Origin of the sequence: Duganella vulcania, assembly GCF_009857655.1 — a bacterium.
GTDB lineage: Bacteria > Pseudomonadota > Gammaproteobacteria > Burkholderiales > Burkholderiaceae_D > Rugamonas > Rugamonas vulcania.
Map to the genome: position 1 here is coordinate 1 of NZ_WWCX01000017.1, position 16,101 is coordinate 16,101.

14 protein-coding genes and 1 riboswitch are annotated in these 16,101 nt (G+C 65.5%); of the genes, 6 read left to right on the plus strand and 8 right to left on the minus strand.

What is annotated here, in order from left to right; translation table 11 throughout:
- Window positions 1-89: 89 nt before the first annotated feature.
- Complete coding sequence (gene thiS, locus GTP90_RS12560) at window positions 90-293, minus strand: sulfur carrier protein ThiS (protein WP_161083866.1); 204 nt, start codon at window positions 291-293, stop codon at window positions 90-92.
- A 7-nt stretch (window positions 294-300) separates the two neighbouring features.
- Window positions 301-2,217, minus strand: coding sequence for a phosphomethylpyrimidine synthase ThiC (gene thiC, locus GTP90_RS12565; RefSeq protein ID WP_161083867.1), 1,917 nt, complete (start codon window positions 2,215-2,217; stop codon window positions 301-303).
- A gap of 75 nt (window positions 2,218-2,292) precedes the next feature.
- Window positions 2,293-2,393: riboswitch (TPP riboswitch) on the minus strand.
- Window positions 2,394-2,632: 239 nt separating this feature from the next.
- On the opposite strand from thiC, the gene GTP90_RS12570 reads away from it, so the two are divergent.
- A complete protein-coding gene (locus tag GTP90_RS12570; protein ID WP_161083868.1) occupies window positions 2,633-3,856 on the plus strand; it encodes a DUF4382 domain-containing protein in 1,224 nt (407 codons plus the stop codon).
- A gap of 139 nt (window positions 3,857-3,995) precedes the next feature.
- Complete coding sequence (locus GTP90_RS12575; protein WP_161083869.1) at window positions 3,996-4,226, plus strand: type II toxin-antitoxin system HicB family antitoxin; 231 nt, start codon at window positions 3,996-3,998, stop codon at window positions 4,224-4,226.
- An 11-nt stretch (window positions 4,227-4,237) separates the two neighbouring features.
- Here the strand turns inward: GTP90_RS12575 and GTP90_RS12580 are convergent, their stop codons facing one another.
- The gene (locus tag GTP90_RS12580; protein WP_161083870.1) at window positions 4,238-5,053 is read right to left on the minus strand and encodes a crotonase/enoyl-CoA hydratase family protein; all 816 of its coding nucleotides are present in this window, start codon (window positions 5,051-5,053) and stop codon (window positions 4,238-4,240) included.
- 75 nt (window positions 5,054-5,128) lie between these two features.
- Entirely contained in the window at window positions 5,129-6,676 is a 1,548-nt protein-coding gene (locus GTP90_RS12585; protein WP_161083871.1) for a M20/M25/M40 family metallo-hydrolase, read from the minus strand.
- A gap of 187 nt (window positions 6,677-6,863) precedes the next feature.
- On the opposite strand from GTP90_RS12585, the gene GTP90_RS12590 reads away from it, so the two are divergent.
- On the plus strand, window positions 6,864-9,659 hold the full coding sequence (locus tag GTP90_RS12590) for a valine--tRNA ligase (protein WP_161083872.1): 2,796 nt from the start codon (window positions 6,864-6,866) through the stop codon (window positions 9,657-9,659).
- Between the two features lie 268 nt (window positions 9,660-9,927).
- On the opposite strand, the gene GTP90_RS12595 is transcribed toward GTP90_RS12590, so the two are convergent.
- On the minus strand, window positions 9,928-10,353 hold the full coding sequence (locus GTP90_RS12595) for an Lrp/AsnC family transcriptional regulator (RefSeq protein ID WP_161083873.1): 426 nt from the start codon (window positions 10,351-10,353) through the stop codon (window positions 9,928-9,930).
- Window positions 10,354-10,476: 123 nt separating this feature from the next.
- Here GTP90_RS12595 and GTP90_RS12600 point away from each other — a divergent pair, with 123 nt between their 5' ends.
- On the plus strand, window positions 10,477-12,081 hold the full coding sequence (locus GTP90_RS12600) for a phytoene desaturase family protein (protein WP_161083874.1): 1,605 nt from the start codon (window positions 10,477-10,479) through the stop codon (window positions 12,079-12,081).
- On the opposite strand, the gene GTP90_RS12605 is transcribed toward GTP90_RS12600, so the two are convergent.
- The 3 genes from GTP90_RS12605 to GTP90_RS12615 are packed head-to-tail and all read right to left on the minus strand — an operon-like array spanning window position 12,082 to window position 14,667.
- A complete protein-coding gene (locus tag GTP90_RS12605; protein WP_161083875.1) occupies window positions 12,082-13,050 on the minus strand; it encodes a threo-3-hydroxy-L-aspartate ammonia-lyase in 969 nt (322 codons plus the stop codon).
- A 14-nt stretch (window positions 13,051-13,064) separates the two neighbouring features.
- Entirely contained in the window at window positions 13,065-14,051 is a 987-nt protein-coding gene (locus tag GTP90_RS12610; RefSeq protein WP_161083876.1) for an ornithine cyclodeaminase family protein, read from the minus strand.
- Window positions 14,032-14,667, minus strand: a complete 636-nt coding sequence (locus GTP90_RS12615) for a helix-turn-helix transcriptional regulator (protein WP_161083877.1) — start codon at window positions 14,665-14,667, stop codon at window positions 14,032-14,034. The genes GTP90_RS12610 and GTP90_RS12615 overlap by 20 nt, the downstream gene beginning before the upstream one ends.
- Before the next feature lie 107 nt (window positions 14,668-14,774).
- On the opposite strand from GTP90_RS12615, the gene GTP90_RS12620 reads away from it, so the two are divergent.
- Both GTP90_RS12620 and GTP90_RS12625 read left to right on the plus strand, forming a co-directional pair.
- Entirely contained in the window at window positions 14,775-15,215 is a 441-nt protein-coding gene (locus tag GTP90_RS12620; RefSeq protein ID WP_161083878.1) for a DUF2147 domain-containing protein, read from the plus strand.
- Window positions 15,216-15,362: 147 nt separating this feature from the next.
- The gene (locus GTP90_RS12625; protein ID WP_161083879.1) at window positions 15,363-16,100 is read left to right on the plus strand and encodes a siderophore-interacting protein; all 738 of its coding nucleotides are present in this window, start codon (window positions 15,363-15,365) and stop codon (window positions 16,098-16,100) included.
- Window position 16,101 lies beyond the last annotated feature (1 nt).

Below are 16,101 nucleotides of genomic sequence, written 5' to 3' on the forward strand. Positions count from 1 at the left end.
CAAGTCTGGCATTCGGACACGGCCTCTGCCGTAGCGGGCCCGCTACGGCAGAGGCCGTGTCCGAATGCCAGACTTGACCCCAATTTAATTTAGCCGCCGCCGATGGCGCGGACGATGTCGACCTGGTCCTGTGGCTGCAGCTCGCGCTGCGGCCACTGCTGGCGCGGCACCACCGCGCGGTTGACCGCCAATGCCAACGCCTGCCCACTGAGCGACAGCGCGTCGATCAGCTGGTCCAGCGTTTGCCGCGGCGGCACCCGGTATGGGGCGCCGTTCAGTTCGATGTCGATCATGCCGGCCTCACAGTTTGCGGTACAGCTCGGCGCCGTTCTTGATGAACTCCACCGCCTTGACCTGCATGCCCTGCTCCAGCGCCACGCCGTCCGACACGCCGTTGGCCGCCGCGAATTCGCGCACTTCCTGCGTGATCTTCATCGAGCAGAAATGCGGGCCGCACATCGAGCAGAAGTGCGCCACCTTGGCCGAATCCTTGGGCAAAGTCTCGTCGTGGAATTCGCGTGCCTTGTCCGGATCGAGGCCGATGTTGAACTGGTCGTCCCAGCGGAATTCAAAGCGCGCCTTGGACAGCGCGTTGTCGCGGATCTGCGCGCCCGGGTGGCCCTTGGCCAGGTCGGCCGCATGCGCGGCGATCTTGTACGTGATGATGCCGTCCTTGACGTCGTTCTTGTCCGGCAGGCCCAAGTGCTCCTTGGGCGTGACGTAGCACAGCATGGCCGTACCGTACCAGCCGATCTGCGCGGCGCCGATGCCGGAGGTGATGTGGTCGTAGCCCGGCGCGATGTCGGTGGTCAGCGGCCCCAGCGTGTAGAACGGCGCCTCGTGGCACTGTTCCAGCTGCAGGTCCATGTTCTCCTTGATCAGCTGCATCGGCACGTGGCCAGGGCCTTCGATCATCACCTGCACGTCGTGCTTCCAGGCGATCTGGGTCAGCTCGCCCAGGGTTTTCAGCTCGCCCAGTTGCGCCTCGTCGTTGGCGTCGTAGATCGAGCCGGGACGCAAGCCGTCCCCCAGCGAGAACGACACGTCGTAGGCCTTCATGATCTGGCAGATCTCTTCGAAGTGCGTGTACAGGAACGATTCCTTGTGGTGCGCCAGGCACCACTTGGCCATGATCGAGCCGCCGCGCGAGACGATGCCGGTCAGGCGCTTGGCCGTCATCGGCACGTAGCGCAGCAGCACGCCGGCGTGGATGGTGAAGTAATCGACGCCCTGCTCGGCCTGCTCGATCAAGGTGTCGCGGAAGATTTCCCACGTCAGGTCCTCGGCCTTGCCGTTGACCTTTTCCAGCGCCTGGTAGATCGGCACCGTGCCGATCGGCACCGGGCTGTTGCGGATGATCCATTCGCGCGTTTCGTGGATGTGCTTGCCGGTCGACAGGTCCATGACGTTGTCGCCGCCCCAGCGGATGGCCCAGGTCATTTTCTCGACTTCCTCGCCGATCGACGAGGTAACAGCCGAATTGCCGATGTTGGCGTTGATCTTCACGAGGAAGTTGCGGCCGATGATCATCGGCTCGATTTCCGGGTGGTTGATGTTGGCCGGGATGATGGCGCGGCCGCGGGCGATTTCCTCGCGCACGAATTCCGGCGTGATCTCGGCCGGGATGCTGGCGCCGAACGACTGGCCCGGATGCTGGCGGCCCATCAGGTCGGCCAGGCGCTGGCCCATCGGGCCGGAGTTCTTCAGGTTCTGCAGGTATTCCTGGCGGCGCAGGTTTTCGCGGATGGCGACGAATTCCATTTCCGGCGTGATGATGCCCTGGCGCGCGTAGTGCATCTGCGTGACGTTCTTGCCCTCGCGCGCGCGGCGCGGCTTGCGGTGCAGGTTGAAGCGCAGTTCGGCCAGCGCCGGATCCGCCAGGCGGGCCTGGCCGTATTCGGAGGTCGGGCCATCCAGTTCCTCGGTGTCGCCGCGCTCCAGGATCCACGGCAGGCGCGGCGTCGCGGCCAGCCCGGAGCGGATGTCGATCACCGCGTCCGGATCGGTGTACGGACCGGAGGTGTCGTAGACATAGATCGGCGGATTGGCTTCGAAGCCGAACGAGGCCGGCGTGTCGGCCTGGGTGATTTCGCGCATCGGCACGCGGATGTCGGGACGGCTGCCTTCGACGTAGACCTTGCGGGAATTGGGTAACGGCTTGATGGCTGCCTCGTCCACCGTGGCGGTGGCGGAGAGGAATTTCGGATTGGCGTTCATTTGGCTCCTTGGTTAGCTACAGGAGCCAGCAAAGGAGGTTGGACGGCGCCGCTCCACAGATACAACGAGGCGTGGCGGCGATGTCCTAAGCTTCCCTTCGCTGGCATTATCCAGATCAGGTTCGGAGGGTATTTCTCACCCGCGCATCGCAATGCGCAGGACCCCTAGCGTGTGCCACCTTGCGGCAGCGGGGCCGATTATACGCCCGGCCGCGGCGCGCGGACAACGTCCCGCGTGAAAAAAACCACAATACCTGGTATGGCGCGGATAGCTAGCCCATCTGTAACAGATGTAAAAGCCGCGCGCTATGTGCGGCATCACACATAATAGTTTCTGAAAGGAACAGACAATATCCCCACAGCGACACCACCGTCGCCACAACAAGCGCCACACGCGCGATTTCGGGAGATTCATCATGAAGCCAGCACACCCAACCCTGTATCTGGCCGCGCTTGCGGCCCTCACCGCAGCCGGCCTGAGCGCCTGTGGCGGCGGTGGCGGCGGCGGCGGAGACAGCACGCCGGTCAGCACCCTGGGCACGCTGTCCGTGTCGTTGACGGATGCACCGTCGTGCGGCTTCGACGCCGTCAACGTCACCGTCAACAAGGTGCGCGTCAACCAGAGCAGCACGGCCAGCGACACCGACGCCGGCTGGACCGACATCACGCTCAGCCCGGCCCGCAAGATCAACCTGCTGAACCTGACCAACGGCGCGCTGGAGGCACTGGGCCAGACCTCGCTGAGCGCGGGCCACTACAACCAGCTGCGGCTGGTGCTCGACCCCAACACCGGCACCGGCATGGCCAACTCGGTGGTGGTCAGCGGCAGCACCGCCGAGGTGTCGCTCGACACCCCGAGCGCGGTGCAGAGCGGCATCAAGCTGGTCAACTCCTTTGACGTGGCGGCCGGCCAGCGGGTCGACCTGGTGCTGGACTTCGACGCCTGCAAATCCGTCGTCACCAAGGGCAACGGCAAGTACGCGCTGAAGCCGGTGGTGAAGGTGATCCCGACCACGCTCAACGGCATCGGCGGCTTTGTCTCGACCGCGCTGCTGAACCGCCACGTGATGGTGTCGGCGCAGCAGAACGGCGCCATCGTCAGCGCCACCGCGCCCAACGCCACCACCGGCGAATTCGCGCTGAGCCGCCTGCCGCTGGGGAATTACGACGTGGTGGTCACGGCCGACGACAGCGCCGCCGCCGTGGTGGGCGCGGTGCCGGTCACCAGCACCTCGGCCACGGTCGCCATCAGCACGTCCGCCGCGCCGATCACGCTGCCGGCCAGCGTCACCGGCAGCATCGGCGGCACCGTCACGCTGACGCCGGCCAGCAGCACCGCCACCGCCTATGTCGCGGCCAAGCAGAGCTTTGTGGCCGGGCCGACCGTCACCATCAAGTATCGCGGCGCCGACCTGGCCAGCGGCAGCTACACGCTCAGCGGCCTGCCGGTCTCCGCGCCGCAGTACGCGGTGTACAGCGCCACGCTGCCGCTGCAATTCGCCAGCGCCGTCACCGTGCTGCCGGGCGCGGGCAAATACATCGCCGAAGCATCCGCCGAGGGCTACACCACGGCCAGCCTGCCGCTGGTCGATATCTCGTTGGCCAACCAAAGCAACGCCAACTTCAACCTGAAACCGTAAGCGCGCCGCGCCGGCTTGCCCTGCTTTACTTGAGGGGCAAGCCGGTAAGCCCGCTCCGCTGACAGCCCCTCAAGCGATCAAAACGGCGTAATATCACTTGGCATATGGCCGTTGTTTTGTTTGCCGAGGGAATCTGAACATGGACATCCTTGACGATTATCCGTATGAAATCCGCCCTCTGACACCAGACGAGGGCGGAGGTTTTCTGATCAGCTATCCAGATTTCTCGATTTGCATTTCCGACGGTGAAACAGTGGAAGAAGCCATCGTCAATGGCCGCGATGCGCTGATCGCGACCATCGAAGCCTTGCGGGCCGAAAATCTGCCCGTACCCGCCCCACACAGCCGACAAAACAGGAAGGCCGGGTAAGGCGCGCGGCGCTAGTCCCTGAACGCCGGCGGGCGCTTGCTCATGCCGGACATCATGGCCTCCTGCAGGTCGGCCGACATCAGCATGGCCGCGTTCCACGTGGCGTTGTAGTTCAGGCCGTCCGCCACCGAATGGTCGCGCGCGTAGCTGATCATTTCCTTCACGCCGCGGATCGCCAGTGGCGCCTTGGCCGCGATATCGGCCGCGATCGCGCGCACGCCGGCGCGCAAGGCCTCGGGCGATTCGAACACGCGGTTGACCAGGCGAATCTCCTTCGCCTCGGCGGCGTCGACCTTGCGCGCCGTGTAGGCCAGCTCGCGCGCCATGCCCTCGCCGATCAGCCGAGGCAGCCGCTGCAGGGTGCCGACGTCGGCGGTCATGCCGATGTCGATCTCCTTGATGCTGAACCAGGCGTCGTCCGCGCAGTAGCGCATGTCGGCGCAGCAGATCAGGTCGATGCCGCCGCCCACGCAGGCGCCATGCACGGCGGCCAGCACCGGCTTGCGGCAGCGCTCCAGGCTGGTCAAGGTGTCCTGCAGGTCGAGGATGATGCGGCGCAGGTTTTCGCGCGTGCGGCCGTCGCACTCGTCGCGGATCTGCGCGCCCAGGCCCATCATCATCTGCAGATCGATGCCGGCGGTGAAGGCCTTGCCCTCGCCCTCCAGGATCGCCACGCGGATCTCCGGCGTCGCGTCGATGTGCTGGAACGCGCTGCGGATGTCGTTCCACATCGCCAGGTTCATGGCGTTGAGTTTTTCCGGGCGGTTCAGGCGCACGGTGGCGATGTGGTCTTCCACGCTGAGGGTGACGGTTTCAAAGCTGGGCATCGGGGTCTCCTGTTGGGTATCGCTCAAGAATAACCCAGATGGGGCGGCCGCAACAAGCGGGCCGCCCCGCCGTCCTCACTGCTGCGGATAGGTGACGGTCAGCGTGTAGCTGGACGCGGCGTAGCCGTTCAGCAGCACGTAGGCGTTGCCGTTGGCGGCGTAGGACACGGTGCAGCTCTCGGTGCTGGTCGGCCCGTCGGACTTGCAGTCATAGCTGGTGGTGCTGGCCGCGCCGGCCTTGCGCACGTACAGGTCCGTGTCGCCGCTGCCGCTCAGCGCGGCCTTGAAGCTGCCGCCGGCCGCCACCGCGAACGGACCGTAGGCGCGGGTCTGGCCCCTGCTCAACGTGCCGGTGTAGGTCTCGGTGTGGTCGGCCGGCGGCGTCACGCCAGGGCCGTCGCTGCCCAGCTCGACCGCGTAGGCCAGCGCCATGCGCGCGAACTTGAGCGCATGGTCGGCCTGGTTGCCGGTGTTGGCGTAGGTGTCGTTGGCGGTGTGGATGTAGGGATCGTCCTCGCCCATGGCCGTCTCGAACGGCATCGACGTCCAGTAGCCGGCCGCGTTCCACGAGGCGTGGTCGGAGCAGGCGTAGCCGCACTGGTCGTGGCCGACCTTCAGGGTCGGCAGGTAGGTCGTGATCAGGTTGCCGACGAAGGTGTTCTGGGCATTGTCGGTGTAATCGGTGAACAGGTAGATGTCGTTGACCGAGCCCTTGTAGTTGGTCATGTCGAGCTGCATCACGCCAACCACGTTGACGTTGTTGGCCTTGTGGTTCTGGGCGATGTCCTGCGAGCCGCGCAAGCCCACCTCCTCGGCCGCGTAGCCGATCAGCTTGATCGTGCGGCGCGGCTTGTAGCCGCTGGCGATCATCACCCGCAGCACCTCGGTCAGGCTGGCGATGCCGGAAGCGTCGTCGTCGGCGCCGGGGGCCTTGGTGGTCTCGCCGGTGCCGGCCTGGTTGATCGAATCAAGGTGGCCGCCCAGCACCACCACTTCGTTCGGGTTGTCGGTGCCGGTGATGGTCAGGATCACCGACTTCTGCGGCCATGACGCGTGCGTGTACTGGCTCACCGCGATGTCGCTGCGGCCGGCGGCCATCGTGGCCCAGCGCTGCATCAGCCAGTTCGACGCGTTGACGCCGTTGTTGGTGGTGTAGTAGCGGTTGGCGTAGGACGACATGTCGACGATGGTCTGGCCGATGTTACTGGCCTGCATTTGCGTCAGCATGGGATTGACCACGCTTTGCTGGTCGATCACGTACGACGGCCGCGCCACCGCCAGTTGCGCGGCGCTGGCCTTGGACGGCGTCAGCGCGGCGATGCCTGCCGCCTCGCTGGCGTGGTACATGAAGCCGCCGCAGCGGCGCAGCTTGCGGTGCACGGCGGCCGACAGCGCCAGCATCTGCTGCTCGTCGACCTCGACCAGGTGGACCCGCTCGTGGCCGGGCCGGGCGGCGAAGCTGGCGCGGCTTTCGCGCGCCAGCGCCTGCGGCGCCACTTTTTGTAATTGCGCATAGGCGGCGTCGCCGACGCTGATCCAGACCTTGTCGGACTGGGCCAGCGCGGAAGCCGATGCGCCGGCCAGTAAGCCAGCGACCAGCACAGCAATGAGTCGAGTTGTCATTTCCGTCTCCATGTCAAAAAAACATTGTTGGGACGGGCAACGGTATGCTCTTCGGCGGAGCGAGTCAAAAAACTTGCGGAATTCGACACCGGAGCGGGAAATGTCCAGAGTTTAACAAGCGGCGATCTGCTCATGGCTTGCCGCGTCATCTATAATGGTTGTTTCTCCAAATTTAATCTGCCAAATCATGGAATTAGCCAAGTCTTTCGAGCCTGCCGACATTGAACAATTCTGGCGTACCGAGTGGGAACAGCGCGGTTACTACACCGCCACCCTCGACGCCGGCAAACCTTCTTTCAGCATCCAGCTGCCGCCGCCGAACGTGACCGGCACCCTGCACATGGGCCATGCCTTCAACCAGACCATCATGGACGGCCTGACCCGCTACCATCGCATGCTGGGCCACAACACCGCCTGGATCCCCGGCACCGACCACGCCGGCATCGCCACGCAGATCGTGGTGGAGCGCCAGCTGGACGCGCAGAAAATCTCCCGCCACGACCTGGGCCGCGAAGAGTTCGTCAAGAAGGTGTGGGAGTGGAAAGAGAAATCCGGCTCCACCATCACCGGCCAGATGCGCCGCCTGGGCGCCTCGCCGGACTGGAAGCGCGAATACTTCACGATGGACGAGCCGCGCTCGAAAGTCGTCACCGACGTCTTCGTGCGTTTGCACGAACAGGGCCTGATCTACCGCGGCAAGCGCCTGGTCAACTGGGACCCGGTGCTGGGCACCGCCGTCTCCGACCTGGAAGTGGTGTCGGAAGAGGAAGACGGCTCGATGTGGTACATCAAGTACCCGCTGGCCGACGGCAGCGGCATGCTGACCGTGGCCACCACCCGTCCTGAAACCATGCTGGGCGACGTCGCCGTGGCGGTGGACCCGACCGACGAGCGCTACCTGCCGCTGGTCGGCAAGATGCTCAAGCTGCCGCTGACCGACCGCGAAATCCCGATCATCGCCGACGAATACGTCGACAAGGAATTCGGCACCGGCTGCGTCAAGATCACGCCCGCGCACGACCTGAACGACTACGCCGTCGGCCAGCGCCACAAGCTGCCGCTGCTGACCATCATGACGCTGGAAGCGAAGATCAACGATGAAGCGCCGGTCGCCTACCGCGGCATGGACCGCTTCGTCGCGCGCAAGCAGATCGTGGCCGACCTGGACGCGCTGGGCCTGCTGGAACAAGTCAAGCCGCACAAGCTGATGGTGCCGCGCGGCGACCGCACCGGCGTCATCATCGAGCCGATGCTGACCGACCAATGGTTCGTCGCCATGAGCAAGCCGGCGCCGGAAGGCACTTTCTTCCCGGGCAAATCGATCGCCGAAACCGCGCTGGACAAGGTCGCCAACGGCGAAATCAAGTTCGTGCCGGAAAACTGGAGCACCACCTACAACCAGTGGCTCAACAACATCCAGGACTGGTGCATCTCGCGCCAATTGTGGTGGGGCCACCAGATCCCGGCCTGGTACGACGACGCCGGCAACATCTTCGTCGCCAAGACCGAAGCCGAAGCCATCGCGCAGGCCGCCGCCAAGGGCAGCACCGGCCCGCTGCGCCGCGACAGCGACGTGCTCGACACGTGGTTCTCGTCCGCGCTGGTGCCGTTCTCCACGCTGGGCTGGCCGGAGGAAACGCCTGACATCAAGGCCTTCCTGCCGTCGTCGGTGCTGGTGACCGGCTTCGACATCATCTTCTTCTGGGTGGCGCGCATGGTCATGATGACCGCGCACTTCACGGGCAAGGTGCCGTTCGAGACCGTGTACGTGCACGGCCTGGTGCGCGACTCGACCGGCCAGAAGATGTCCAAGTCCAAGGGCAACACGCTGGACCCGATCGACCTGATCGACGGCATCGGCGTCGAAGCGCTGGTGGAGAAACGCACCACCGGCCTGATGAATCCGAAAGCTGCCGAGAAGATCGCCAAGGCCACGCGCAAGGAGTTCCCTGAAGGGATCGCCGCCTACGGCACCGACGCGGTGCGCTTCACGATGGCGTCGTACGCCTCGCTGGGCCGCAACATCAACTTCGACCTGGGCCGCGCCGAAGGCTACCGCAACTTCTGCAACAAGCTGTGGAACGCCACCCGCTTCGTGCTGATGAACACCGAGGGCAAGGATTGCAGCGCCAGCGTGGCCGACCTGTCGAACGCCGACAAGTGGATCATCTCGCTGCTGCAAAAGGCCGAGCTGGACGTGGCCAAGGGCTTCGAAGACTACCGCTTCGACAACATCGCCTCGACCATCTACAAGTTCGTGTGGGACGAGTATTGCGACTGGTATCTGGAAGTGGCCAAGGTGCAGGTTCAAAGCGGCACCGAAGGCCAGCAACGCGCCACCCGCCACACGCTGTTGCGCGTGCTGGAAGTGGTGCTGCGCCTGGCGCATCCGGTCATCCCGTTCGTCACCGAAGCGCTGTGGCAGGCTGTTGCGCCGCTGGCCGGCAAGACTGGTGATTCGATCATGATGCAGCCGTACCCTATCGCCAACACCGCCGCCATTGATGAGTCGGCCGAGGCCTGGATGCAACAGCTGAAAGCGCTGACCGACGCCACCCGCAACCTGCGCGGCGAAATGCAACTGGCGCCATCGCTGCGCGTGCCGCTGATCGTCGAGCCGACCAACGCGGCCGACAAGGCGGCGATGGAAGTGTTCGCGCCGTACATCCAGTCGCTGGGCAAGCTGTCCGAAGTGCAGATCGTGGATGTGCTGCCGGAATCGCCGGCCGCCGTGTCGATCGTCGGCACGACCAAGCTGATGTTGAAGGTGGAGATCGACGTCAAGGCCGAGCGTGAGCGCCTGTCGAAAGAGATCGCCCGCGTTGAAGGCGAGATCAACAAGGCCAATGGCAAGCTGTCGAACGAAAGCTTCGTCGCCCGCGCGCCGGCCGAGGTGGTAACTCAAGAAAAGGAACGCGTCGCCAACTTCTCCGCGACGCTGGACAAGATGCGCGAGCAATTCGCCAAGCTGCCAGCCGCCTGATAAGTTCAGCTAGCAAGAAAAAGCCGCCCGGTGCAAGCCGCGCGGCTTTTTTTACCTCCAAACAATTTGGGGTCAAGTCTGGCATTCGGACACGGCCTCAACACTAAAATGGGGTCAAGTCTGACATTCGGACACGAGCTCTGCCGTAATCGGGCGGTTACGGCAGAGCTCGTGTCCGAATGTCAGACCTGACCCCAAGCCTGACCCCAAGCCCATGGCAGAGCTCGTGTCCGAATGCCAGACTTGACCCCATTTTGGTGGCACCACTTTAGCGATCGATGCGGGTCGTCATGAGGATCGAGGTGGTGGTGCGCTCCACGCCGTCGAGCGCGCCGATGCGGTCCACCACGGCATCGAGCTCCTCCACCGATCCGGCTTCGACGCCGGCGATGAAGTCGTAGATCCCGTTCACCGAATGCAGCGTCCGCACGGCGGCGAATTTGCGCAAGGCGCTTTCGATGCCGGGCGTGAGTTTGGGCGTGGCCGTGATCATCACCAGCGCCCGCACCAGCCCGGCACGATAGTCCGCACTGGTGCGTACCGTGTAGCCGATCACGATTCCGGATCGCTCCAGCCGCTCGATCCGGCTCTGCACCGTCGTGCGCGATAGCCCGAGCTTGCGCGCCAACTCGCTCGTGGTGGCGCGCGCGTTTTCGCGCAACAGGGCAAGCAATTGCTGATCGATGTCGTCCATTATTTCCTTTTGCCGAAATATTCGTCATTTTGCTCAGTATATTCCCGCAATTCGTCGGCCTGTGCAATGCAATTTGCCGATGCCGTCCGCACAATGATGCTTCTGAACCCAAGGAGACTATCGATGCGCGATGTGATCATTATCGGCGGCGGCCATAACGGCCTGGTGTGTGCCCACTATCTGGCCAGGGCCGGCTTGAAGGTCACGGTGCTGGAGCGGCGCGATGTGGTCGGCGGCGCGGCGGTGACCGAGGAATTCCATCCCGGCTTCCGCAATTCGGTGGCCGCGTACACCGTGTCGCTGCTTAACCCCAAGGTGATCAACGACCTCGAGCTCAAAAAACACGGCCTTCACATCGTCGAGCGCCCGCTGTCTAACTTCCTGCCGCTGGACGACGGCCGCTATCTGAAAATCGGCGCCGGCCAGACCGAGGCCGAAGTAGCGAAGTTCTCCCCGCGCGACGCCAGCCGCCTGCAAGCCTACGCCCAGCATCTGGAGACCGCCGCCGGACTGCTGCGCGAAACCGTGCTGCAAACGCCGCCCAACCTGGTCCAAGGTGGCTGGCTCAGCGCCCTGCCCGAGCTGATCAAGGCCGGCGGCCTGGGCAACCGCATGCGCAAGCTGCCGGTCGCCACCCAGCGCGAGCTGCTGGACCTGTTCACCAAGTCGGCCGGCGATTACCTGGACGGCTGGTTCGAGAGCGCACCGATCAAGGCTGCCTACGGCTTCGACAGCATCGTCGGCAACTACGCCAGCCCCTACACGCCCGGCTCCGCCTACGTGCTGCTGCACCACGTATTCGGCGAGGTCAACGGCAAGAAGGGCGCGTGGGGCCACGCCATCGGCGGCATGGGCGCGATCACGCAGGCGATGGCCCGCTCGACCGAGGCGCGCGGCGTCGAGATCCGCACCGGCTGCGGCGTGCGCGAAGTGCTGCTGGATAAGGGCCGCGCGGTCGGCGTCGTCACCGCGAAAGGCGAGCGGCTTGATGCGCGTGTGGTGGTGTCCAACCTCAATCCGCGCCTGCTGTACACCTCGCTGGTCGATGCTGCCGCCCTGCCCGCCGACTTCCTGCGCCGCATGCAAGGCTGGCGCTGCGGCTCCGGCACCTTCCGTATGAACGTGGCGCTGTCGGAACTGCCGGACTTCAGCTGCCTGCCCGGCAAGACGATGGCCGAGCATCACGGCAGCGGCATCATCATCGCGCCCAGCCTGGACTATATGGAGCGCGCCTACCACGACGCCCGCGCGCTGGGCTGGGCGCGCAAGCCCATCGTGGAGGTGCTGATTCCCTCGACACTGGACCCGAGCCTGGCGCCACCCGGCCAGCACGTGGCCAGCCTGTTCTGCCAGCACGTGGCGCCGCAGCTGCCCGACGGCGCCAGCTGGGACCAACACCGCGACACCGTGGCCGACCTGATGATCGACACCGTGAACACTTACGCGCCCAACTTCAAGCAGTCCGTGCTGGGCCGGCAGATCATGAGTCCGCTCGACCTGGAGCGCACCTTCGGCCTGGTCGGCGGCGACATCTTCCACGGCGCGCTGGGATTGGATCAACTATTCTCGGCGCGGCCGATGCTGGGCCACGCCGACTATCGCGGGCCCATCGCCGGCCTGTACACCTGTGGCGCGGGCACCCACCCCGGCGGCGGCGTGACCGGCGCGCCGGGCCACAACGCGGCGCACGAGGTGCTGCGCGATTTCAAGCAGAAAAAATACGCCTGATCAGTGGCGCAGCAGTTCGGCGTAGCGGTCGATGTCGACGTTGCCGCCGCTGATGATCACGCCGATGCGCTTGCCCTGCAGCTGGTCCTTCATCGCCCGTGCGGCGGCGAAGCCCAGGCAGCCGGTCGGCTCCACCACCATCTTCATGCGGCCGGCGAAGAAGCGCATCTCGTGGCGCAGCTGCTCGTCGCTGACGGTCAAGATATCGTCCACGTCGCGCTTGATGATCGGGAAAGTCAGATTGCCCAGGTGCTGCGTCTGCGCGCCGTCGGCGATGGTCTTCGGCGTGTCGATATGCACGATGCTGCCGCTGCGGAACGATTGCTGGCCGTCGTTGCCCGCCTCCGGCTCCACGCCGTAGATGCGGGTCGACGGCGAGATCGCACGCGCCGCCAGCGCCGAACCGCTCAGCAAGCCGCCGCCGCCCAGGCAGACGAACAGCGCGTCCAGGTGTCCCACCGTCTCCAACAGTTCCTTGGCTGCCGTGCCCTGCCCCGCGATCACGTCCGCGTGATCGTACGGCGGGATCAAGGTCAGCCCGTGCTTCTGCGCCAGGTCGCGGCCGATCTGCTCGCGGTCCTCGGTGTAGCGGTCGTAAGTGACCACTTGCGCGCCGTAGCCGCGCGTGGCGGCCACCTTCGAGGCCGGCGCGTCGAGCGGCATGACGATGGTGGCCGGAATGCCCAGCAGCCTGGCCGCCAGCGCGATCGCCTGCGCATGGTTTCCCGACGAAAACGCCACCACGCCGGCGCGGCGCTGTTCGGGCGTGAAGCGCGCCAGCGCGTTGTAACCGCCGCGGAACTTGAAGGCGCCCATGCGCTGCATGTTCTCGCACTTGAAGAATACGTCGGCGCCCAGCTCCTCGTTGGCGGTGCGCGAGGTGGCCACCGGCGTGTGGTGCGCGTGGCCGGCGATGCGTTCCGATGCAGCGACCACGTCGGCGTAGGTGGGGAGTATCAAATCGTTCATGTTAGTCCTTGTGATTACCATGGCCAGGCCACGCTGGTGCCTGTGCCGGTTGCCAAAGCGCGCTGCCGCAGCATGCGCGCCACCGAAAGATCCTGCAGGGCGATACCCGTCATGTCGAAGATGGTGATGGCGTCCGCCGCGGTGCCGTGGCGCACGGGAACGCCCTCCGCCAGCAGCGTGCCGAATTCTTTCACCGGCGTCTGCGGCGCCCACTGCAGCTCGCCGATGGCGAGCGCCTGCGCCAGGTCGTCGACCCAGACGCTGGCCCGCGCCAGCATGCCTTCCGCCAGTTCGCGCTTGCCGCGCGTGTCGCTGCCGACGCAGTTCAGGTGCGTGCCGGGGCGCACCGCTTGCGGCGCGAACAACGGGCCGCGTCCGGTGGTGGCGGTGATGACGATGTCGCTATCGGCCACCGCCGCATCGGCGCCGGCGCCGGGCGCGACGTCGCAGCGCTGCGCGAAGCGCGCTTCGAATGCGGCATCGCGACGGCCGTCGGAAGTCAGGTAGCGCACGCGCCGCAGTCCCGGCAGCGCGCGCAACGCGTAGTCCACATGCGCGCTGCCCTGCACGCCGGTGCCGAACACGCACAGCGCCGCGCTGTCCGGACGCGCCAGCGCCAGCAGGCCCAGTGCCCCTGCCGCCGCCGTGCGCCCGGTGGTGACGGCGTTGCCGTCGATCAGGCATTGCGGCCGTCCGGTGGCCGGATCGAACAGCATGATCGTGGCCTGATGGCCGTCCGCGCCATGGTTGCGGTTGCCAGGCCAGAAACCTGCCGCCTTCATGCCCAGCAAGTCCAGCGGCGCCGCGCCGCCCGACTTGATGCCGAACACGCCTGCCGGCAGCGTCTCGCGCACCAGCGGGAAGTTGCGGCCGTCGCCGCTGGCGTGCAGCAGGAAGGCCTCGCGCACAGCGGCCAGCACGTCGTCCGGCTGCAGCAGCGCGGCGGCCTGGTCGCGGTCCAGCAGCAGCAGGTGGGCGGGGTTATTGGCCATCGCGGACATCGTTGTACACCGTGGCGCGCGAGACGTTCAGGTAATTGGCGACGATGTCCATGCCACGTCGCACGTCGCTCAGGCCGGACTCCTTGAGCTCGCGCATCAGCGCCTTGCGCTCCTCGGCCTTGAGCGCGCGCGGCGTGGTGGCCAGGCGCGCGGCGAACTGGTCGATGCGGGCGCGCAGCGCGTCGGCGCCGGCCGGCTCCAGCGTCTCGCGCACGGCGGAATCGTTGTCGACCGCGCTGAACTGGGTCAGCAGCGTGTTCAGGCTGCGGAACACCGTCAGGTCCACGTTCATGCACAGCGCGGCCACATACTGGCCCTGGCTGTCCTTGATGCCGATCGAGGTGCTCTTGGCGCGGCGGCCGTCCGCGAAGGTGTTCGGATAGTTGGCGATGACCTGGGCGACGTCGGGATCGGCGGCGCGCGCCAGGCCCAGCTCGGTGGCCGGCGCGCCGACCTCGCGCCCGGACAGGTTGTTGTGGATCGCCAGGATGGCGTGCTCGGGATTGGTCAGGTCGTGCAGCACCACCTCGCAGAACGGCGCCAGGGTCTTGCCCAAGCCGTCTGCGACCTGCTTCATCTGCTCCAGGAGATTTTGTTGTTCGGGCGTCTTTTTCATCCGCACATATTATCTTATTTTAGACAATATGTATAATTCTCGAGAAAATAGTACGACCGGTCATTTTTTTGCTACACTCGATGGATAAAATAACCTTGGAGACCCCCATGAAATTCCTCGCTTTACTCATCACCGCCGCGCTGTCCATCGCCCCGGCCTTCGCCGACGACAGCTCCCCGGTCGGCCTGTGGAAAAACATCGACGACGTCAGCGGCAAGCCGAAAGCGCTGATACGCATCACCGACAACAACGGCGTCTTGCAAGGCAAGATCGAGCAGCTGTTCCGTGCGCCAACCGAAGACCAGAATCCCAAATGCGAGAAGTGCGAAGACGCTCGCAAGAACCAGCCGGTCATCGGCCTGGTGATCATGACCGGCCTGAAAAAGGACGGCGACGAATACAACGGCGGCGAGATCCTCGATCCGGACAACGGCAAGGTCTACCGCAGCAAGATGCACCTGACCGACGGCGGCAAGAAGCTGAGCGTGCGCGGCTACATCGGCGTGCCGATGCTGGGCCGCTCGCAGGTGTGGGTGCGCCAGGAGTAAGCACCGCCGCACGAACCAAATCGAGCCCCGCAAGTTGCGGGGTTTTTTTATGGGCGCGGCGACTCCCACAATATTCCGGCGCAAGGCCCGTCTGCATCAGCACGGACGCGCCCTCCCCTCAACCTGAATATTTAAGGAGCCTGAACAATGAACGACATCCTCCCGCCCACCCTGCAACGGCGCCCCGGCCGGCTTGAAGCGGCGGTACTGAAGCTGTTTACGCGCAACGCGCAGGTGCTGCACGTCGAGGATATCGGCTCCGCCTTCCGCCTCATCACGCTGGGCGGCGACGCGTTGCGCAACATCGCCTGGACGCCGGGCGACAAGATCCAGATCCAGCTGGGCGGATGGGTGCAGCGCACCTACACGCCGATGGATTGGGACGCCGAAAGCGGACGCACGCGCATCCTGGTTTATCTGCACGCGGACGGCCCCGGCACGCACTGGGCGCGCCTGGTGCGCAAGGGCGACGACTGCACCGTCTTCGGTCCACGCAGATCGCTGCGGCTGCAGCAGCCGCGCGGGCCGGCCGTTTTGTTCGGGGATGAAACGTCGCTGGGGCTGGCGGTGGCGTTGTCCAGCCAGGCGTCGCCGCTGCGGATGGTGCTGGAGGTCTCCGCTCTGGCCGAGGTGGCGCCCGTCATCCGGCAACTGCGGCTGGATGACGCGCACCTCTGCGTCCGCCTCGAGGGCGGCGAGCACTTCAACGAGCTGGACGCGCACATGTCGGCGCTGCTGCAGTCGCACCCTTCGGCGGAGATCGTGCTGACCGGGCAGGCCGGCTCGATCCAGCACATGAGCCGGCTGCTGCGCCAGCAGGGTGCGGCGGCCGGGCGGCGTCAAAGCAAGGCGTACTGGGCGCCCGGCAAGGCCGGCATGGACTGAC